This is a genomic window from Paracoccus sp. SSJ (assembly GCF_030234105.1).
GTDB lineage: Bacteria > Pseudomonadota > Alphaproteobacteria > Rhodobacterales > Rhodobacteraceae > Paracoccus > Paracoccus denitrificans.
This window is the reverse complement of sequence record NZ_JASSPE010000003.1, coordinates 201,846-222,642: the sequence shown is the minus strand read 5'-3', so window position 1 is coordinate 222,642 and position 20,797 is coordinate 201,846. Positions and strand designations below refer to the sequence as shown.

Genomic DNA, 20,797 nt, shown 5'->3' with positions numbered 1-20,797 from the left:
GCGTCAGCCGACCCGGCGGTCCAGATCGCCGATCCGTTCCGTGAGCAGCGCGAAGAAGGCATCTGCCTTAACATCGCGGATGAAGGTGGCGTTGGGCGTCCGCCCGCTGACCCGCCACCAGTCGGCGACGGTCATGCCCAGCGTATATTCGCCCCGGGTCTCGATCTCGACATTGATGTAGCGGCCGGTGAACAGTTCGGGCCGAAGCAGCCAGGCGATGGTGCAGGGATCGTGCAGGGGGGCGCCGTGGCTGCCGTATTTCTCGCGGTCGTAGCGTTCGAAGAAATCGGTCCAGCTGGCCACCGCCTGTCCGACCCGGCCCATGGCGCGCATGCCCTCGACCCAGGCGCGGCTGGTCAGCGCGCGATGCGTCACGTCCAGCGGCATCACGGTCAGCGGCGCGCCGCTGGCAAAGACCAGTTCCGCCGCCTCGGGATCGACATAGATGTTGAACTCGGCGGTGGGGGTGATGTTGCCGACCTCGAAATAGGCGCCGCCCATCAGCACGATCTCCTGCACGCGCGGGATGATGTCCGGGGCGCGCTGGAAGGCGGTGGCGATATTGGTCAGCGGGCCGATGGGCACCAGCGTGACGCTGCCCGGTTTCTCGCGGCGCAAGGTCTCGATCAGGAAATCCACGGCATGGCCGGGGGCGAGCGCCATGGCCGGCTCGGGCAGGGTGACGCCGTCGAGCCCGGTCTTGCCATGCACATGCTCGGCCGTGACCAGCTTGCGTTGCAGCGGCGCCTCGCAGCCAGCATGGACCGGCAGGTCCGGGCGGCCGGCCAGTTCACAGATCATCCGGGCATTGCGCTGGGTGTGGTGCAGCGGCACGTTGCCGGCGACCACGCTGAGGCCCAGCACCTCGATCTCGGGACTGGCCAGCGCCAGCAGGATGGCGACGGCGTCGTCCTGGCCGGGGTCGGTGTCGATGATGATCTTGCGCGCCATGGGCTTCCCTTTGCTGCGTTTCGGGGCAGGGAAGCCCGGCCGGGCGCCGGATGCAAGCTTCTAGTCGCCGGCCGGCCTCAGATGGGTGATACCCGCCGCCGCGGCGCGGGCCAGCGCCGGGTCCAGCGACATCACCACATATTCCCCGCGCCGCCACAGCCCGGCCATGTCGTCGTAATGGCGCGAGAACGGATGGCCCGACTGGCCGGTCGAGATGATGAAGACCGAGCTGTCGGGATCGGCAAGGTCGTAGACCCCGCGATAGGCGGCGCCGGTCACGTTCAGCCAGGGATTGCGGCCATGGCCCAGGAAACCGGCATGGGCGACGGTCATTTCGCCGCCCGAGGTCGGCTGGATCAGGTTCACGATATACGAGATGCCGCGCATGTCCCCCAGCGCCGGGTGGACATGGCGGGCGCGATGCAGATCGCCCCAGCGCCAGCTGGCAAGGTCCGGTCCGAAACGCGCGCCCAGGTCCAGCAGCGCCGCGTCCAGCGCCTGCCGGGCGATCTGGGTGCAGGTCTCGGCCGGCGCGGATTGCCGGATGTCGCACCAGGCCGAGGCCCCCCCCGTGTCGCGAAAGACGCGGTCGATGAAATCGGGGAAAAGCTCGGTCAACTCGTCGGCGAGCGGGCCGAGGTCGTCGCGCACCAGCCGGTCCTGCAAGGCGCGCATCCAGGCGGCATAGATCAGCGGCTCGGGCAGGTGCTCGCTCATCGAGCCGTCCCAGTTGGCCAGAAGCGCCAGCGCGTCCTGGCGCTGCCGCTCGGGCGTGCCCCGGGCGGCGGGCTCGCCGGTGAACCACAGCTCGGCGCCAACCAGCGGCAGCAGCGCGCGGGCGACCGGGCTGACGATGTCGTTCTGCGCGGCGATGAAACTGTCGCGCGAATGCACCTCGCGCGAGTCGACCAGGTGGCGCAGCCGGTTCTGGCGATAGGCGTCGCCCCAGTCATGGCCAAGCCCGCCCGAACCCGGCAGCGCCGCGCCGGTCGCGGCCACGATGCCGCTTTCGGGGTCCAGCTCGGCCAGTTCGGCGGGGGCGGGGCTGAGCCCCTGCCAGCGGTTCTGCGCCAGCCAGCCCGGCGCAGGCATGCGGCCCGCCGTCTGGTGGCCCGAGGGGCGGTGCGGCACGGCGCCGGCCAGGACCTGGCCCACGCCTTGCGCATCGGCCAGCGTCACCACCATGGCCGGGGCGATCATCTCGCGCAGCGTCCCGGCCGCCGCCTGCCGGTCCTGCGCGCGCATCAGCCCGATCAGCGCCGTCATGCTGCGGTCGTTGCCGTAGCCGCCGGTCCAGGACAGCGCCGCGACATGGCCGGCGGGCAGGATGGTCGCAAGGTCCAGATGTGCGGCCGGGACGACCGGGCCGTTCTCGGTCTCGCGCAGGGTGATGGTCTGCGGATCGGCGCCGCGGATGCGCAGGGTCTCGCGCCGGGTGGTGAACTCGGTCCAGCCGTTCGCGCCGCGATAGCGGTTGGGATCGCCGGGCTGGACCTCTTCGATGTAAAGGTCCTGGTCGTCGATCCGGGCCGGGGTGATGCCCCAGGCCAGGCCGGTGTTGCGGCCCGACAGCACGGCCGGAATGCCGGGGATGGTGCCGCCGATCACCCCGCCCGAGCCAAGCTCGATCCGGGCCAGATACCACAGGCCCGGCGCGGTCAGGGCGAATTGCGGGTCGTTGGCCAGCAGCGCGCCGCCCGCCGCCGTGCGCCCGGCCGCGGCAGCGAAACCGTTGGCCGAGGCCCCCGCCGCCGGTGCCAGATAGCCGGCCAGCGTCGCCGTCCAGTCCCGCGGCCCGGCGCCGCGTTCCGGCGCGGCGAAACGGGCGCCCGGAAACAGGCCGGCATAGGCGGGCAAGGGCGGCTCGCCGCGCATGGCGACCAGGTCCTGCCCGCGTTCGGGGGCGGCCAGCGACAGCCGGGCCCGCAGCACCTCGCGGCGCAGTTGCACGGTGGTCGATGCCGCCAGCAGCTTCAGGATCGCCAGCGAATCCGCCGGCTCCCAATAGGCGATATCCTCGGGGTAGAGAAAGAATTCCGGCGCCCCGCGCCCGCGCGCGCCCAGATTGATCTGCTCGATCCAGGCGTTCACGCCCTCGGCATAGGCTTGCAGCGCCTCGATCACCTCGGGGTCCTGGGCCTGCAGCGAGGCGCGGGCATTGCGGTAAAGCCCCAGCCGGCGCGCCAGATCGTCGGCGGGCAGGGCACCGATGCCATAGATCTCGGCCAGCCGGCCCTGGGCTGCGCGGCGCAGCACGGTCATCTGGAACAGCCGGTCCTGGGCATGGGCAAGGCCCAGCGCAAAGAACACGTCGCGGTCGCTTTCGCCGAAGATATGCGGCACGTCCTCGGTCGTGCGCACGATCTCGACCGGGGCCGAGATGCCGCGCACCGCATAGCTGCCGTCGTAGTCGGGCAGCGAGCGGATGGCGAAATACCAGGCCAGCGTCACCAGCGCCACGGTCAGCAGGATCAGCCCGACCGTCAGGCGCACAAGCCAGCGGAATAGTGTCACCATGAAACGCCACGGTCCCGAGCTTGGGCACGAGAGGTTGACCCCCGCGCCGGGTGATGAAATTCATCGGGGTGAATAGGGCAGGGCGCGGGCCGGATCAACGCGCCTTTACGACATGAGGGAGAGAATCTGATGGCGCGCGTGGCATTTCTGGGACTTGGGGTGATGGGCTTTCCCATGGCGGGGCACCTGGCCGCGGCCGGGCATGAGGTGACGGTCTGGAACCGCAGCCCCGCCAAGGCCGAGGCCTGGGCCGCCCGTCACAAGGGCCGCGTGGCCGCCACCGCGCGCGAAGCGGCCGAGGGTGCCGAGTTCGTCATGGCCTGCGTCGGCAATGACGACGACCTGTGCCAGGTCTGCCTGGGCGAGGCGGGTGCCTTTGCCGGCATGGGCAAGGGCGCGGTCTTCGTCGACCACACCACCGTTTCGGCGGCAGTGACGCGCGAGCTTTCTGCGCTGGCGGCCGAGGCCGGGCTGGGCTTTGTCGATGCCCCGGTCTCGGGCGGGCAGGCGGGGGCCGAGAGCGGCCAGCTTTCCGTGATGTGCGGCGGCACGCAGGACGATTACGCCCGGGCCGAGCCGGTGATCGCCGCCTATGCCAAGATCTGCAAGCTCATGGGGCCCTCGGGTGCCGGGCAACTGGCCAAGATGTGCAACCAGATCGCCATCGCCGGGCTGGTGCAGGGCCTGTCGGAATCGCTGCATTTCGCCGAAAAGGCCGGGCTGTCGATCCCCGAGGTGGTCGAGGTGATCAGCCAGGGCGCCGCCGGCAGCTGGCAGATGCAGAACCGTCACCAGACCATGGCCGAGAACCGCTTCGACTTCGGCTTTGCGGTGGACTGGATGCGCAAGGACCTGGGCATCTGCCTGGCCACCGCCGACGAAACCGGCGCCAGCCTGCCGGTGACGGCGCTGGTCGACCAGTTCTACAAGGAAGTGCAGGCCATGGGCGGCGGGCGCTGGGACACCTCCTCGCTGATCGCAAGGCTGCGCCGGTGACGCCCATGCTTGCCAAGGGTGCGGCGATCGCGCTATCAGCCGGCATGGGGGCGGTAGCTCAGCGGTAGAGCGACACGTTTACACCGTGTTGGTCGGGGGTTCGATCCCCTCCCGCCCCACCAGGCTTCACGCTCCATTCGAATCGACGATCCGGGGCAGCGCCCTGGCGCATGGTGTTTGCCAAAAATGCCACGCCCTGCGGTCAGGGGGCGGCGACGCCGCGCGCGCCGGAACCACGTCCAACATTCCGCCAACAGGCAACCGATGCCCCCCCAGCCGGGCAAGGTCGATTGTCCGATGCCGTCTCATGGCTCGGCACCGGGCAGGCCGGGATAGACGACGGTTCTGTCGGGCCGGATGACGGCACCGGCGGTCAAGCGGGCGGGTTCGACGCGGCCCGGACCCATGATGTGAAAAACCGCGTGCCCATTCGCAATGAGGTAATCCGCGACGATGCGGCGGTGGCATCGCCACCAGACCGCCTCCGAGCACATGATCGCCGAGCGCCGCTCGCGCCCCATCTCGATCAGGCGGCCAAGGCCCTCGCGGAACCGTTCCGTAAGCGCATAATCCGCGTAGTTGCGAAAGCTCCGGTTCTTCCACAGCCCGTTAACCCCGGGGGCCGATGCCGCGACCTTGCCCCGAAGGCCGCCAAGCGCGGCGATATGCTCGTAGCCGATCCTAAGATTGGACAAGACGGTGGGCAGCACATCCTTGTTGAACTGCGGGTTGGCCCTCGACATCGGGATTTTCCGGATATCGACGACGAGTTCCACCTGCGCCTCATGCAGAAGCCCGGCGAAGGTCGCGATACTCCGGTTGGAATGGCCTATGGTGAAAAACGGCAGTTCCACGCGTCACCTTTGTCAGGCAAGGTCGAGGGCGCTACCCTTATGTGCGGCGATATGGTCGGTCTTGTCGCTCTTGATCTCATATTGAGGGTCGTCTTCGGTCGCGCGATGGGTGTGGCCCTTGTAATCGAAATCGCTGGTATGGACCGCGATGATGGTGCCCGAGACCCGGCCAGCTTCGGAATTCCATCTGACGTGATCTCCGACCTTGAACCGCGTTGCCATCTTGGGACTCCTCTCCCGGGAAGGATCGCACAACGCCATCGCCCGGCTTTCCGCCGTCGGTTGCGACCGGCACGCGGATCGGGTCGCGCCCCCGGTTCGGCATGGGGCCTGAACCGGCCGCAACGAAATGAAGGCATCCGGCTTACCTTCACCGCATGAAGTCTGGTTTTGGCGAAGACGGTTTGCAACGGTCTTTTTTGCCGGTGCCGGCAAGGACGGCCCGATGCCCGCCGCAGCAATCGAAAAGCCCGGCCGGTCCGTCCGCGGCGGGATGGGCAAGTCGCCCTGTCGATGGCCCCAATGGACAAGCTGTCCCGCCAGAAAGACAGATTGTCCATTGAAATCAATATCCTGAATTCTACAGACTGCCGCCACGACCCGAGAGGACGGGTCGTCCGACAAGCGTCCATGTCCGGCAAAGGGCAGGGCGGCGCGGATTTCGCGACCAGCTTTGCAGGTCGCGTGCGCATCCATTTCAGGGGAGGGGAATGATGACGGCCATAGAAGACGTTCCAGAATTTCGGACACCGTTGCTGTCTCGCGAACGCACGATAGCCCGGCCGGGCTTCAACCGATGGCTGGTGCCGCCTGCCGCCCTGGCGATTCACCTGTGCATCGGCATGGCCTATGGCTTCTCGGTGTTCTGGCTGCCGCTGTCGCGCGCCATCGGCATCGCCGATCCGGTCGCCTGCGAGGGGATGAGCCTGCTTTCGGCCCTGTTCACGACCAGCTGCGACTGGCGCATCGCCGATCTGGGCTGGATCTATACGCTGTTCTTCGTGCTGCTGGGATCCTCGGCCGCGATGTGGGGAGGCTGGCTGGAGGTCGCAGGACCACGCAAGGCAGGCGTCGTCGCCGCCTTGTGCTGGTGCGGTGGCATGGTCGTCTCGGGGATCGGGGTGATGACCCATCAGCTGTGGCTGATGTGGATCGGCTCCGGGTTCATCGGGGGCGTCGGCCTGGGCCTTGGCTACATCTCGCCCGTCTCGACCCTGATCAAGTGGTTCCCCGACCGGCGCGGCCTGGCGACGGGCATGGCGATCATGGGCTTTGGCGGCGGCGCGATGATCGGAGCCCCGCTGGCGGATCGGCTGATGAACCACTTCCAGTCGATGAGCGGCGTCGGCGTCTGGCAGACCTTCTTCGTCATGGCCGCGATCTATTTCGTCTTCATGATGGCCGGCGCCTTCGGCTATCGCGTTCCGCCGGCAGGCTGGAAGCCCGGAGGCTGGCAGCCCAAGGTTTCCGCCAGGCAGGCCGCGATGATCACCCAGCATCACGTCCATCTGCGGGACGCGCACAAGACCCGGCAGTTCTGGCTGATCTGGCTGGTGCTTTGCCTGAACGTCTCGGCCGGGATCGGGGTGATCGGTATGGCGTCGCCCATGCTGCAGGAGATCTTTGCCGGCCGGCTGGTCGGGCGGCCGGAGTTGAGCTTTACCGAGCTGGACCCCAGCCAGAAGGCAGCCATCGCGGCCATTGCAGCCGGCTTCGCGGGGCTTTTGTCGCTGTTCAACATCGCGGGACGGCTGTGCTGGGCGTCGGCCTCGGACCGGCTGGGGCGCAAGACCACCTATTTCATCTTTTTCGGCCTGGGAATCGTGCTTTACACCCTGGCGCCCAGTGCGGCGCATACGGGCAACCAGGTCCTGTTCGTGGCGATGATCTGCGTCATCATCTCGATGTATGGCGGCGGATTCTCGACCGTGCCGGCCTATCTGGCGGATGTCTTCGGCACGCAGTTCGTGGGCGCGATCCATGGCAGGCTGCTGACCGCATGGGCGACGGCGGGGATCGTCGGCCCGGTCGTGGTCAACTATCTGCGCGAGGCGCAGATCGCGGCGGGCGTGCCACGGGCGCAGGCATACGACTACACGATGTACATCCTTGCGGGCTTTCTTGCCGTCGGCCTGATCTGCAATGCCCTGGTGCGGCCGCTGGATGAGAAATGGTTCATGAAACCCGAGCAGGTCGCGGCCTTGCAGGCCAGCGATGCGACGGCGGGGCAGGTCCAGAGCGGTTCGTTCGGCATCGACCGCGGCCGGTTCGACTTGCCGGCGATGCTGGCCTGGGCTGCGGTCGGCATCCCGCTGGCATGGGGCGTGTGGACGACCGTGATGAAGACGGCGGCATTGTTCGGGTAAGGTGGCGATCCCCCATCGGCGGCCATGTCGGATGCGTGGCCGCACGAGCTTCTGCCCGTCATGCGGCCGGAAGCCAGATGCGGAAGGTGCTGCCCCCGTTGTCGCTGCTGACGGCGATGGTGCCGCCTTGCCGCTCGATCAGCCTGCGGCAGATCGACAGGCCCAGGCCGGTGCCGCCGCTGCCGGCGCGGCTGGTGACGAAGGGTTCGAACAGGTTCTTCAGGATCGCGGCGGGTATCCCTTCGCCATCGTCGGCGACCTCCAGCAGCACGCCTGCCGCGCCGGCGCGATCCTCGTCCTGCCCGGCAATGCGGATCTCGCCGCCTTTCGGCATGGCGTGGACCGCGTTGACGATCAGGTTGACCAGCACCTGCTGCACGGCGATGCGACTGATGCGGACCGGACGATCCGAGCGGATGTCCTGGCGCAGCGAGACCGAGGAGCGCGCCAGCATATGCCCCACCATCGGCACGCATTCGGCCACCGCCTGCGCAAGATCGGTGGCGGGATGGTCCTCGCCCGCCTGATCCGCCCGCGCAAAGTCCAGCAGTTGCGTCACGATCAGCGAGATGCGCCGGATCTGATCGTCGATCAGCCGCAATTCGGTATCGGCGGGCGTGGCGGCATCGCCCAGCACTTCGCGCAGCACGTCCAGATTGCCCTGGATCACGGCCAGCGGGTTGTTGATCTCATGCGCGATGCCGGCCGATATTTCGCCAAGAGCGGCCAGTTTTTCGGACTGGACCAGCTGATAGGTCGCGGCCTCAAGCTCTTGCGCGGCCCGCCGCAGCGCCGCGGTGCGGTCTTCCACCTTCTGGTTCAGCTCTTCGTTCCAGGCCCGCATCTGCCGGTCGTGGTCCTGGAGCTGCGCCAGCACGCCATCAAGGGCCAGGGCCAGTCCGGCGATTTCGTCGTCGCCGCGGCTGATGCCGGTGCGGGCCGCAAGATCGCCCGCGCCGACCTTTTCGAAGGTCGCCCCGATACGCTCCAGCGGACGAAAGATGCTGCGTGCCCAACGCAGGAACAACGGCACTGTCACCAGCGTCACCGACAGGAAGCCGATCAACACCCATCCCACCGTGCGGCGCTTCACAGCGGCGAACGGATGTTCGAGGATACCGACGTAAATCATCCCGACCGGCCTGCCGGCGCCGTCGCGAAGCGGGGCATAGGCCGAGACATACCAGTCGTCCAGAACCTGCGCGCGGTCCAGCCAGACCTGGCCCTGTCCGATCACGCGGTCGCGCACCGCGGTCGAGGCACGGGTGCCCAGGGCGCGGGCACCGCCGGGCACGGTCACGTTGGTGGCGATGCGAAGGTCGTCGAGAAACAGCGAGGTGGTTCCGTGACTGCCTTCGGGCAGGCTGTCGGAGCGATAGATCAGGGCGTTGATGCTGTCGACGACCGACAGGTTGCGGTTCAGCAGGATGCCTCCGACCATGGATGCGGCGGCATCCTCGCCGGGCAGTTTCGCCGCGACGATCGATTGCGCCACGATGCCCCGGGTCTCGATCGAGGACCGGCTTGCCGCCGCGCTGCCCGGCCGCTCCATTTCGGCGCGGACGGCAAGGGCCGGAGCGATGGCGTAAAGCTGGTCGCGGTCGAAAACCTCCAGCGTGTTCCACGCGCCTTGTGCGGGCGCCGGGTTCCGGGGCGGGACGGGATGGGCATCTTCCGGGCTCGATGCCACGATCCGGCCATCCGGGGCGGCCAGATACAGGTAGTCCAGCCCCAGCCTGTCGCGATATGTTTCCAGCAGCGCGCCCGGATCGGTCGTGCGGGCGAATTCCTCGGAGCGGGCCAGCATCTCTATCCGCTCGCCGGTCGTATCGAGGATGCGGCCCAGATATTGCCGGGCCACGGTCAGGTCGCTGTTGACCTTGACCAGCAGCAGCCGGTCCAGCTTGTGCGACCATTGATACAGGGTGACGCCAAGGAACAGGGGCAGGATCACCAGGACGGGTATCAGGGCGATTGCCAGCAGCTTGTGGCGCACCGAGCGGCGAAGCAGGGGCGCCGCTTCAGGCATTCCAGTCCGCCAGCCTGCGGTCGATGGTCTTGCGCGAGATGCCCAGCCGGGCGGCCGCCGCCTCGCGGTCGCCGTCGAAGGCCGCCACGGCGCCAAGGATTGCGCGGCGTTCGATCTCGGCAAGGGTCTGCCCGTCATTGTTGCCCACGGTGGCCGTCAGCGGGGTGAAGCGGCCCAGAATCAACGCGCGCTCGATGGCGTTGCGCAACTCGCGCACATTGCCCGGCCAGTCATAGGTCGCCATGGTTGCGCGCACCTCGGGGGTGATCGGGATCTTGGGCATGGCCAGGTTCCGGGACAGGCTGTCCATGAACATCGCCGCCAGGTCGAACATGTCGGCGCCGCGCTCTTTCAGCGCCGGCATGTGGATATGCAGCACGTTGATGCGATAAAGCAGGTCCGCGCGCAGCCGGCCCTCGGCCACGGCCCGGTCCAGATCGGTATTTGCGGCAAAGATCAGGCGCAGGTCGACCGTCGTTTCGCGTTCCGATCCCAAGGGCCGGATGCGGCGATCGTCGATCGCGCGCAAGAGCTTGGCTTGCAGGGCGACGGGCAATCCGGCGATCTCGTCCAGAAACAGCGTCCCGCCGCGCGCAGAGGTGAACAGCCCCTCGCGATTCCTGTCGGCGCCGGGAAACGCGCCCTTGATATGGCCGAAAAGTTCGTCCTCCAGCATATCGTGCGGGATGGCGGCGCAGTTCACCGCGACAAACGGCATCTGCGCGCGCTCGGACAGCGTGTGGATCATCCGCGCCGCCACCTCCTTGCCCGAACCCGAAGCGCCGGTGATCAGCACCGAGGACGGCGCCGGAGCCACGCGGGCGATCACCTGCCTCACGCGCTCGATGGCGGGCGACGTGCCGATCAACTCGTTCCGCAGCCGGCCCAGATCGACGTTGTTGCGCAACTCCTGTTGCAGGATCAGGTTCTCGCGCCGCAGCCTTTCGCCCTCCAGGCAGCGGTTGATGGTGTTCAGCAACTGATTGGCGCGAAAGGGCTTCAGCAGGAAATCCGAGGCGCCGGCCTGCAACGCCTGGATGGCGGTTTCCAGATCGGCATAGGCGGTCATCAGGATCGCGGGCGGGAAAAAGCCCTGCGGGCGCTGTTCGCGCAGCCAGTCCACGCCGCGCTGGCCCTCCATCAGGTTGTCGAGGATGACGAGGTCGAAAGCCGTCTCGGCGATCAGGGCGCTGGCTTCCGCCGTATTCGCGGCCAGCCGGATGCCGCGGCATTTCGAGGCCAGCATCCGTTCCAGAAAGTTCCGCATCCCCGGCTCGTCCTCGATCACGAGGATGGTGGCTTGCGCAAGTGCGTCATCGGGGGCGCCCTGGGGTGCGGACGCCGAGTCGGCTTCGGTTCGCATCGATGCTCTCCCTTGGCGGAAACAGTGGCACTCTCCCGTCTTGCTTTGCAAGCTTGGGATGGCATCGGATGCCGGGGAAGGGCCATCGGTCAATGGACAGATTGTCCAAATCGGGCGGACAAACTGTCCATTGAAATCAATGGCCTTGTCTGTTGCGATCCAGTGGCAAGGCCAATCTGACCCCTCAGGAGAAACGCGCCGATGTCCGATCGCAAACCCGTCTACAAGGCCTATCACCATCCGGCCGGCGGCTGGGGGGCGGCGGCGGCGACGGCCAAGGTTCTGATGGAGCAAAGCGTGCTGACCAAGGGGTCGCGCGCACTGCTGTCGATGAACCAGCCGGGCGGGTTCAAATGCCCCAGCTGCGCCTTTCCCGATGCCGATTGCCGCAAGAAGCTGGAGTTCTGCGAGAACGGCGCCAAGGCGCTGGCGCATGAGGCGACGAAATTCCGCGTCACCCGCGATTTCTTCGCCCAGCACAGCGTCACCGAGCTGATGCAGCAATCGGATTACTGGCTGGAGATGCAGGGCCGGCTGACCGAGCCGATGCGCTATGACCCCCGGACCGACCATTACGTCCCGATCGGTTGGGGCGATGCCTTCGCGCTGATCGGGCAGCACCTGCGCGCGCTGGAAAGCCCCCACGAGGCCGAATTCTATACCTCTGGCCGCACGCCGAACGAGGCGGCATTCCTGTATTCCGTCTTCGTGCGCGAATTCGGCACCAACAATTTCCCCGACTGCTCGAACATGTGCCACGAACCGACCAGCCGCGGCCTGCCGCCCGCCATCGGCGTCGGCAAGGGCACCGTGGTCATGGCCGATTTCGAACATGCCGAGGCGATCTTCATCATCGGCCAGAACACCGGCACCAACAGCCCGCGCATGATGACCAACCTGGTCGAGGCGCGCAAACGCGGCGTACCCATCGTCACCATCAACCCGATGCCGGAACGCGCGCTGATCCAGTTCACCGAACCGCAGGACGTGATCCAGATGGCGACCTTCGGGTCCACGAAGATCTCCAGCGAATTCGTGCATGTGAAGATCGGCGGCGACCTGGCGATCCTGAAGGGCATGATGAAGGTGATCTTCGAGCGCGACGCGGCGGGCGAAGCGGCCATCGACTGGCCCTTCGTCGAGGCCCATACCAAGGGCCTGGACGCGGTGCGGGCCGAGATCGTGGCGCTGGACTGGGCGGCGCTGGAGCAGCATTCCGGCATCGAAGAGGCGCAGATCCGGCGCCTGGCGGAAATCTACATCCGCTCGAACGCGACGATGATCTGCTACGGCATGGGGGTGACGCAACACCAGCAGGGGTCGCAACTGGTGCAGCAGATCGTCAACCTTTTGCTGCTGCGCGGCAATTTCGGCAAGCCGGGGGCGGGGATCTCGCCCATTCGGGGGCACTCGAACGTGCAGGGCGACCGCACCGTGGGCATCGACGAAAGGCCGTCGCAGGACTACCTGGACCGGCTCGCCGCCGTCTTCGGCTTCGAGCCTCCGCGCGAGTTTGGCCATCATGCCGTCGAATCCGTCGAGGCCATGCTGCGCGGCGAGGCCAAGGTCTTTATCGGCCTGGGCGGAAACTTTGCCCGGGCCATGTCGGATACCGAGCGGACCTATGCCGCGATGCGCAAGCTGAACCTGAGCGTCGGCATCGCCACCAAGCTGAACCGGGGCCACCTTGTCCACGGCAGGGACGCGCTGATCCTGCCGGTGGTGGCGCGCTCCGAGATCATCCGCACCCTGGCCGGCGAACAGTTCGTCACCATCGAGGACGCCATGTCCAACGTCACCGCCTCGCGTGGGGTGCTGGAGCCCGCCGGCCCCGACTGCCTGCCCGAGGTCGAGATCGTTTGCCGCATGGCCCAGGCGACGCTGCCGGACAGCCGCACGCCCTGGGGTGAATATATCAACGACTACGGGGCGATACGCGACAGGATCGCCGATGTCTATCCGGCGATCTACGCGGATTTCAACAGCCGCATCAAGAATCCCCACGGCTTCCATCTCGAGGTGCTGCCGCGCCGGCGCATCTGGGCGACGTCGAACGGAAAGGCGAATTTCCTGTTGCTGCCGGGACTGACGGTCAACGATCCGGTGGACGATCCGCAGATGCTCCGGCTGTCCACCATCCGCTCGCACGATCAGTTCAATACCACGATCTACAGCTACAACGATCGCTATCGCGGCATCTACAACGACCGGATGGTGCTGTTCATGAACGCGGGCGACATCGCCGCGCGCGGGTTGCGCGACGGCCAGCAGGTCGCGCTGGACACGATCAGCCCGGATGGGTTGCCGCGGCGCGTCGCGGGGTTGACGGTGGTGGAATATCCGATGCCGCGCGGGTCGGTCGCGGGATATTATCCGGAACTCAATCCGCTCCTGCCGCTTGACTACTACGACCGGATCAGCGGCACGCACGCCGCGAAATCCATTCCCGTTCGCATCGCCACCTGATCCCCCGGAGGGGCAGCCATGTTCGAACATCTGGATGCCGTCATTCTGGCCCGCGTGCAATTCGCGTTCACGGTCTCGTTCCACTTCGTCTTTCCGGCCTTCTCGATCGGGCTGGCCAGCTATCTCATGGTGCTCGAGGCGCTGTGGCTGCGCACGGGCAGGGGGGTCTATGCCAACCTGTTCCGCTACTGGCTGAAGATCTTCGCGGTGGTCTTCGGCATGGGCGTCGTCTCGGGCGTGGTGATGTCCTATCAGTTCGGCACAAACTGGTCGGTCTTCTCGGAAAAGGCGGGGCCGGTGATAGGGCCGCTGATGGCCTATGAGGTGATGACCGCCTTCTTTCTCGAGGCGGGCTTCCTGGGCGTGATGCTGTTCGGGATGAACAAGGTCGGCAAGGGGCTGCATTTCCTTGCCACCTGCATGGTGGCCCTGGGCACCATGATCTCGGCCACATGGATCCTTGCGGTGAACAGCTGGATGCAGACGCCGGCGGGGCACCTGATCAACGAACAGGGACAGTTCGTGCCGGGACCGTCCTGGTGGGCGATCGTCTTTACCGCAAGCTTTCCCTACCGGCTGGTGCATACGGTCATCGCGGCCTACCTGACCACGGCGCTGGCGGTGGGCGGGGTCGGCGCATGGCACCTGCTGCGCGACCGCGCCAATCCCGGCGCGCGCAAGATGTTCTCGATGGCGATGTGGATGGCGGCCGTCGTCGCGCCGATCCAGATCTTCGTCGGCGATGCGCATGGGCTGAACACGCTGGAACACCAGCCCGCCAAGATCCTGGCCGTCGAGGGCCATTACGAGCCCAGTCCCGACGGCGCCTCGCTGTTCCTGTTCGGCATCCCCGACAGCGAAGCGCGGCGCGTGGACTATGCCATCGAGGTGCCGAAGCTCGGCTCGCTGATCCTGAAGCACGATCCGAACGCCCCCCTGCCGGGGCTGAACGATTTCCCGCGCGAGGACTGGCCGCCCGTCGGCATCGTGTTCTGGTCCTTCCGCATCATGGTCGGGCTGGGCTTCGCCATGCTGGGGCTGGGGCTCTGGAGCCTTTGGGCGCGCTGGCGCGGCACCCTCTACGACTGGCGCTGGCTGCATCGGGCGGCGCTTGTCATGGGGCCTTCGGGCTTCGTCGCCGTGATCGCGGGCTGGATCACCACCGAGGTGGGACGCCAGCCCTTTACCGTCTACGGCCTGATGCGCACCGCGGAATCGCATTCGCCGCTGGCCGCGCCCGCCGTGGCGGCCTCGCTGATCGCCTTTGTCGTGGTCTATTTCTTCGCCTTCGGGGCGGGGATCTATTACCTGCTGCGGCTGATGGCAAAGCCGCCGCAGCCCGGCGAAACCCAGCCGCCCAGCCGACCGCAGCGCGCCGCCGGCATCACGCCCGCCGCGTCCGGCGCCGGCACGGAGCATTGACATGGAAAGCATCGATCTGACCGTCGTCTGGGCGCTGATCATCGGCTTCGCGGTCTTTGCCTATGTCGTGATGGACGGGTTCGACCTGGGTATCGGCATCCTGTTCCCGACGCTGAAGGTCGGCGAGGAACGCGACCAGGCGATGAACTCGATCGCACCTGTCTGGGACGGCAACGAGACATGGCTGGTGCTGGGCGGCGGCGGGCTGTTCGCGGCCTTTCCGCTGGCCTATGCGATCATCCTGCCGGCCACCTATCCGCTGATGATCGCCATGCTGCTGGGCCTGATCTTTCGCGGCGTCGCCTTCGAGTTCCGCTGGCGCGACCCGCGCCACCGCGCCTTCTGGGACCTGGCCTTCACGGGTGGTTCGGTCGTGGCGGCGCTGTCGCAGGGCATCGCGCTCGGCGCCATCCTCCAGGGCATCCGGGTCGAGCACGGGACCTATGCCGGGGGCTGGCTGGACTGGCTCAGCCCGTTCAGCCTGCTGACCGGGATCGCGCTGCTGACGGGCTATGCGGCGCTTGGCGCGGCCTGGCTCAACTGGAAGACCGAAGGCGGCGCGCAGAGCAACGCCCGCCGCATGGTGCATCTGCTTGCGCCCGCCATGATCGCCATGCTGATCGCGGTCAGCGTCGCGACGCCCTTTCTCAACTACGATTATTGGCGGCGCTGGTTCGACTTTCCAGGGGTGCTGCTGACGGCGCAGGTGCCGCTTCTGGTTGCGATCTGCGCCTTGGTGCTGTTCCGCAGCCTGATCGCCGGCGCCGAGCGGCTGCCCTTCCTGATGCTTCTCGCCCTGTTCCTGTTGTGCTTCATCGGGCTGGGCATCAGCATCTTTCCCTATGTCGTGCCCCGCTCGGTGACGATCTGGGATGCGGCGGCACCGCTGCGCAGCCAGTCCTTCATGCTGGCAGGCGCGATGTTCATCATCCCGATCATCCTGATCTACACGGGATGGGCCTATTGGGTGTTCCGCGGCAAGGTCGGAACACACGGCTATCATTGATGGCGGGCGAGGCACCCCTGTGGAAGCGGCTGGCCTGGATGGCCGCGATCTGGACCGCCAGCGTTCTGGCCCTCGGCCTTGTGGCCATGGCCATCCGATGGGCGCTCGCGCCGTAAGCTCCCGCACCGACACCCGGCAAGAAACCGACACGACTCGCTGAACCAACGAGGAGGAACCAATGGCGACCGAAATGTGCCAGATCTGCGGCATCCGCCCCGCAGCCTATCATGTAACCGTCATGCAGGACGGCGAACGCAAGCAGATGGATATCTGCGAATACGACTATGCCCGGCTGACCCGGCAGCAAAGGCGCGCCTCGCCGCTGGAATCGCTGTTCGGCGGCGATCCCTTCGACGGCTTCTTCGGTCGCGCCCGCGGCCTGATGGGCGACGCCAATGCCCCCGCCGGCCGGGCCGCCATGACCGATGCGCCCAGCGAGCGGCAATATGTGGACAGCTTCAGCGAGCAGACCAAGGCCATGCTGCAAAAGGCCGCCGAGCGCACGCAGGAAAGCGGCCGCCGCGACATCGATACCGAGCAGTTGCTCTATGTCCTGCCCGACAGCGAGGCGGTGCAGGCGATCCTGAAGCAGTTCAAGGTCAGCCCCGCCGACCTGCGGGCCGAGATCGACAAGCGTGCCCCCGAACTGCCCGGCGCGGGACCCGAGGGCAGGGACAAGGATGAGGTCGGCGTCTCGCCTCGCGTGAAAAGCGCGCTGAACCGCGCCTATACGGCCGCGCGCGAACTGGGGCACAGCTATGTCGGTCCCGAGCATCTGCTGATCGGGCTGTCCGAGGTGCCGGACAGCCATGCCGGCACGCTGCTCAGGAAATACGGCATGACCCCGCAGGCGATCCGCCAACAGGTGGTCAAGGTGGTCGGCAAGGGTGCCGAGGACGGCCGGGTCGAAACGCCCACGAACACGCCGAACCTGGACAAGTTCAGCCGCGACCTGACCAAGCTCGCGCGCGAGGGCAAGCTGGACCCGGTGATCGGCCGCGCGCAGGAGATCGAGACCACGATCGAGATCCTCGCCCGGCGCAAGAAGAACAACCCGGTGCTGATCGGCGAGCCCGGCGTCGGCAAGACCGCCATCATCGAGGGCCTTGCGCAGCGCATCGTCAACGGTGAGGTGCCCGAGGTCCTGCGCGACAAGCGGCTGATCGAGCTGAACATCAACTCGATGGTCGCGGGCTCCAAGTATCGGGGAGAGTTCGAGGAACGCGTCAAGCAGCTGATGGACGAGATCACCGCCCGGAAGGACGAGCTGGTGCTGTTCATCGACGAGGTCCACACCATCGTCGGCGCGGGGCAGGGCGGGGGCGAGGGCGGCCTCGACATCGCCAACACCTTCAAGCCTGCCATGGCGCGCGGCGAAATGAATCTGATCGGCGCCACCACCTTGGCCGAATACCAGAAATACATCGAAAAGGACGCCGCGCTGGAGCGCCGCTTCCAGCCGGTGCTGGTGCCCGAGCCGAGCGTCGATCAGACCATCAACATCCTGCGCGGCCTGCGCGACAGCATGGAGGCGCATCACAAGGTCACCATCCTTGACGAGGCGCTGGTGGCGGCGGCGGAACTGTCGGATCGCTACATCTCGGGGCGGTTCCTGCCCGACAAGGCCATCGACCTGATCGACCAGGCGGCGGCGCGGGTGCATCTGTCCACCACCTCGCGCCCCGCCGACCTGCAAGAGGCCGAGGCCGAGATCGCGGGCTTGAGACGCGAACAGGCCTATGCCACCTCGCGCAAGAATTTCGACAAGGCCAAGGAATTCGAGGCCCGGATCGGCGAGCGCGAGAAGGACCTGGAGGAAAGGACCGATGCCTGGAAGGCCAGGGTCGGCTCGTCCAGCGCCGAGGTGCAGGTGGGCGACATCGCCGACATCGTCTCGAAGCTGACCGGCATTCCGGTGAACGAGCTGACGCAGGAGGAAAAGGAAAAGCTGTTGCAGATGGAGGAGCGGCTGCATCAGCGCGTCATCGGCCAGGACCGCGCCATCGAGGCGGTCTCGGACGCCGTGCGCCTGGCAAGGGCCGGGCTGCGGCAAGGCAGCCGCCCCATCGCCACCTTCCTGTTCCTGGGGCCGACCGGCGTCGGCAAGACCGAGCTTGCCAAGGCGCTGGCCGAGGTGATCTTCGGCGACGAGGATGCCGTGATCCGCATCGACATGTCCGAATACATGGAGCGCCACGCCGTCGCCCGGCTGATCGGCGCGCCGCCCGGCTATGTCGGCTATGACGAGGGCGGGCAGCTGACCGAGCGGGTGCGGCGCAAGCCCTATTCGGTGATCCTGCTCGATGAGATCGAAAAGGCCCATGCCGATGTCTACAACGTGCTGTTGCAGGTCTTCGACGACGGCCGGCTGACCGACGGCAAGGGCCGGGTGGTCGACTTCAAGAACACGCTGATCATCGCCACCTCGAACCTTGGCTCGCAGGTGATCATGTCGGGCGGGGGCGAGATCACGGCGGCGGTCAGGGAGGGTGTCCAGGAGGTGCTGCGCCAGCATTTCCGGCCCGAATTCCTGAACAGGATCGACGAGATCATCATCTTCGACAGCCTCAAGAAGAACGAGATCGGCAATATCGTGCAACTGCAGCTCGACGGCATCCGGCAGACGGCGCTGGGGCAGGACATCGCCCTGCGTTTCGACGACAGCGTGGTGAACCATCTGGCCGAAGAGGGCTACCAGCCCGAATTCGGCGCGCGGGAATTGCGCAGGCTGATCCGGCGCGAGATCGAGGCGCCGCTGGCCAAGGAGATGCTGGCCGGGAAGGTGGGCGAGGGGGATACGGTGACCGCCAACTGGAGCGACGGGGACGGCATCGGATTTGCGGTCGGGAAAGCGGCGGAGGACAGGCCCGACGCGGACGCAACCACCGCCTCCGCCGGCCCGACGACGCTGGACGCCGCCACGGCGACCGATGTGGTCGAGGACGAGGAGCGCAAGTTGCAGGGCGGCGCCGGGCAGGCTGCCGAGGCGACGAAGCTGATCGAGGACAAAGAGGCGGCAGGCGACAAACCCGCCTCCTGATCCGCTTGTCACGGAAATACCCCGGCGCCCCGGTGCCCCGGTGCCGGGCCAAGGCAACAGGAGCATGCATGGCCGACGACATCCGGTTCGCCGTCAAGGTCTTCGCGGCCTTGTTCGCGATCATGAACCCGATTGCGAATGTCCCGATCTTCCTGTCCCTGACCGAAGGCGGCAGCGACGCCCAACGGCATCGCACCGCCGTCGTGGCGATCATCGCGGTCGGCATCGGCTGCGTGGTCTCGGCGCTGGCCGGGGGTGCGGTGCTGTCGGCCTTCGGCCTGACGGTGGATGATTTCCGCCTTGCGGGCGGGCTGATGGTGCTGCTGATCGCGCTGTCGATGCTGAACGGGTCCGCCAGCGCGCAGCACAAGCCCGCGGATCACGAGATCGACGGGACCGCTCCTTCGGTCGCGATCTATCCGCTTGCGGTCCCGCTGCTGGTCGGACCCGGCACCATCGCCACGCTGATCGTCTTCGGCCATGCCGCGATCTCGCAGGGGCGCGAGATCGGGCTGGCGCTTGGCCTTGGCGGTTTCCTGGCGGTTCTGGCGGCGGCGCTTCTGGCGGCGCCGTGGCTCGGCCATCATCTTTCCGCACAGGCGACGGCCGTCACCCGCCGGCTGATGGGCATGCTTCTGGCCGCCATCGCCGTCGAGATGATGACGACCAGTATCAGGGCCTTGTTCCTGTCGGGGCGATAGCGGATGCTTTCGCAAGCCGCCCGGACAGGCTTTACCGGACCCGTGCCAGCAAGGGAATGCCAATGACTCCGATCGCCAGCCAGCCCGCCGACGGGTCCCTGACCGCCAACGCCATCTTCCTGACCCTGTCGCTGCATGGGGACGATGCCGCGCTGGACGGCTTTCGGGACCTCTGCGCCGACCTGCCCTCGCTGGTCAGGGCGGTGGGGTTTCGCAGCGCCTCCGCCGGCCTGTCCTGCGTCATCGGCATCGGTTCCGCCCTGTGGGAGCGTCTGGACATGGGCGCTCGGCCGCAGGGCCTGCATCCGTTCCGCGAGTTGGCGGGCGTCCACCACGCCCCCGCCACGCCCGGCGACATCCTCTTTCACATCCGTGCCGAGCGGCCGGATTTCTGCTTCGAACTGGCCAGCCAGATCCTGCGCCGCCTGGGCCCGGTCTCTACCGTCGAGGACGAGACGCAGGGTTTCAAGTTCTTCGACAACCGCGACCTGCTGGGCTTTGTCGACGGCACCGAGAACCCGAACGGCGCCGACCGGACGGCGGCGGTGCTGATCGGTCCCGAGGATGCGGCCTTCGCCGGGGGCAGCTACGTGATCGTGCAGAAATACCTGCACGACCTTGCCAGATGGGAGGCGATGACGGTCGAGGCGCAGGAGCGGGTGATCGGTCGCCGCAAGCTGTCGGATATCGAGTTCCCGGAGGCCGAGAAGGCCAGTTTCGCCCATAACGTGCTGACCAACATCAACGACGACCGGGGCAACCAGTTGCAGATCCTGCGCGACAACATGCCCTTCGGCAGCCCGGCACGAGGGGAGTTCGGCACCTATTTCATCGGCTACGCCCGCGAGCCGGGGCGGATCGAAACGATGCTGGAGAACATGTTCGTCGGTCTGCCGCCCGGAAACTACGACCGCCTCCTCGATGTCTCGACCGCGGTGACGGGCGGCCTGTTCTTCGTGCCCGGTGCCGATGTGCTGGATGCGATCGGCGCGGGCCGGCCCGTGCAGCAACCGGCAGCGAAACCGGAACCCGCCGTGCGGACGGATGGCTCGCTCGGCCTTGGATCCTTGAAGCAGGGGAACTGAC

At 67.0% G+C, this 20,797-nt stretch carries 15 protein-coding genes and 1 tRNA gene; 10 read left to right on the top strand and 6 right to left on the bottom strand.

All coding sequences use genetic code 11. The features are described 5' to 3' along the window. Positions 1–3: 3 nt before the first annotated feature. The gene (locus QPR87_RS04940; protein WP_011750235.1) at positions 4–951 is read right to left on the bottom strand and encodes a nucleoside hydrolase; all 948 of its coding nucleotides are present in this window, start codon (positions 949–951) and stop codon (positions 4–6) included. A gap of 60 nt (positions 952–1,011) precedes the next feature. Continuing rightward, the gene (locus tag QPR87_RS04935) at positions 1,012–3,468 is read right to left on the bottom strand and encodes a penicillin acylase family protein (protein WP_011750236.1); all 2,457 of its coding nucleotides are present in this window, start codon (positions 3,466–3,468) and stop codon (positions 1,012–1,014) included. A gap of 129 nt (positions 3,469–3,597) precedes the next feature. On the opposite strand from QPR87_RS04935, the gene QPR87_RS04930 reads away from it, so the two are divergent. Both QPR87_RS04930 and QPR87_RS04925 read left to right on the top strand, forming a co-directional pair. Further along, complete coding sequence (locus tag QPR87_RS04930; protein ID WP_285048642.1) at positions 3,598–4,464, top strand: NAD(P)-dependent oxidoreductase; 867 nt, start codon at positions 3,598–3,600, stop codon at positions 4,462–4,464. A gap of 47 nt (positions 4,465–4,511) precedes the next feature. Next, positions 4,512–4,586 (top strand) — tRNA-Val (locus tag QPR87_RS04925). Positions 4,587–4,769: 183 nt separating this feature from the next. Here QPR87_RS04925 and QPR87_RS04920 read toward each other — a convergent pair. After that, on the bottom strand, positions 4,770–5,318 hold the full coding sequence (locus QPR87_RS04920) for a DUF488 domain-containing protein (protein ID WP_285048640.1): 549 nt from the start codon (positions 5,316–5,318) through the stop codon (positions 4,770–4,772). Positions 5,319–5,330: 12 nt separating this feature from the next. Then, on the bottom strand, positions 5,331–5,540 hold the full coding sequence (locus tag QPR87_RS04915; RefSeq protein ID WP_285048639.1) for a hypervirulence associated TUDOR domain-containing protein: 210 nt from the start codon (positions 5,538–5,540) through the stop codon (positions 5,331–5,333). Positions 5,541–6,121: 581 nt separating this feature from the next. On the opposite strand from QPR87_RS04915, the gene QPR87_RS04910 reads away from it, so the two are divergent. Next, on the top strand, positions 6,122–7,684 hold the full coding sequence (locus tag QPR87_RS04910; RefSeq protein ID WP_285048637.1) for an OFA family MFS transporter: 1,563 nt from the start codon (positions 6,122–6,124) through the stop codon (positions 7,682–7,684). Between the two features lie 58 nt (positions 7,685–7,742). On the opposite strand, the gene QPR87_RS04905 is transcribed toward QPR87_RS04910, so the two are convergent. Together QPR87_RS04905 and QPR87_RS04900 are read right to left on the bottom strand one after the other, a co-directional pair. Continuing rightward, positions 7,743–9,713 (bottom strand): sensor histidine kinase, encoded by a 1,971-nt coding sequence (locus QPR87_RS04905; RefSeq protein WP_285048636.1) that lies wholly within the window; start codon positions 9,711–9,713, stop codon positions 7,743–7,745. Beyond that, positions 9,706–11,076 carry a sigma-54-dependent transcriptional regulator gene (locus QPR87_RS04900; protein WP_285048635.1) on the bottom strand — a complete coding sequence of 457 codons (1,371 nt, stop codon included), beginning with the start codon at positions 11,074–11,076 and terminating at the stop codon, positions 9,706–9,708. Before QPR87_RS04900 ends, QPR87_RS04905 begins: the two co-directional genes overlap by 8 nt. A 201-nt stretch (positions 11,077–11,277) precedes the next feature. Between QPR87_RS04900 and QPR87_RS04895 the strand changes: the two genes are divergently transcribed. The 7 genes from QPR87_RS04895 (at position 11,278) to QPR87_RS04865 (ending at position 20,796) form a co-directional block, all read left to right on the top strand. Further along, a complete protein-coding gene (locus tag QPR87_RS04895; protein ID WP_285048633.1) occupies positions 11,278–13,542 on the top strand; it encodes an FdhF/YdeP family oxidoreductase in 2,265 nt (754 codons plus the stop codon). 18 nt (positions 13,543–13,560) lie between these two features. Next, positions 13,561–14,964, top strand: a complete 1,404-nt coding sequence (locus QPR87_RS04890; RefSeq protein WP_285048632.1) for a cytochrome ubiquinol oxidase subunit I — start codon at positions 13,561–13,563, stop codon at positions 14,962–14,964. 1 nt (position 14,965) lies between these two features. Further along, a complete protein-coding gene (gene cydB, locus QPR87_RS04885) occupies positions 14,966–15,970 on the top strand; it encodes a cytochrome d ubiquinol oxidase subunit II (protein ID WP_285048630.1) in 1,005 nt (334 codons plus the stop codon). Continuing rightward, positions 15,919–16,086 (top strand): DUF2474 domain-containing protein, encoded by a 168-nt coding sequence (locus QPR87_RS04880; RefSeq protein WP_350310442.1) that lies wholly within the window; start codon positions 15,919–15,921, stop codon positions 16,084–16,086. The genes cydB and QPR87_RS04880 overlap by 52 nt, the downstream gene beginning before the upstream one ends. Before the next feature lie 62 nt (positions 16,087–16,148). Beyond that, positions 16,149–19,010 carry an ATP-dependent Clp protease ATP-binding subunit gene (locus QPR87_RS04875; RefSeq protein ID WP_285048626.1) on the top strand — a complete coding sequence of 954 codons (2,862 nt, stop codon included), beginning with the start codon at positions 16,149–16,151 and terminating at the stop codon, positions 19,008–19,010. A 68-nt stretch (positions 19,011–19,078) separates the two neighbouring features. Further along, positions 19,079–19,711 (top strand): MarC family protein, encoded by a 633-nt coding sequence (locus QPR87_RS04870; RefSeq protein ID WP_285048624.1) that lies wholly within the window; start codon positions 19,079–19,081, stop codon positions 19,709–19,711. A gap of 62 nt (positions 19,712–19,773) precedes the next feature. After that, positions 19,774–20,796 (top strand): Dyp-type peroxidase, encoded by a 1,023-nt coding sequence (locus QPR87_RS04865; protein ID WP_285048622.1) that lies wholly within the window; start codon positions 19,774–19,776, stop codon positions 20,794–20,796. Position 20,797: the final 1 nt, after the last annotated feature.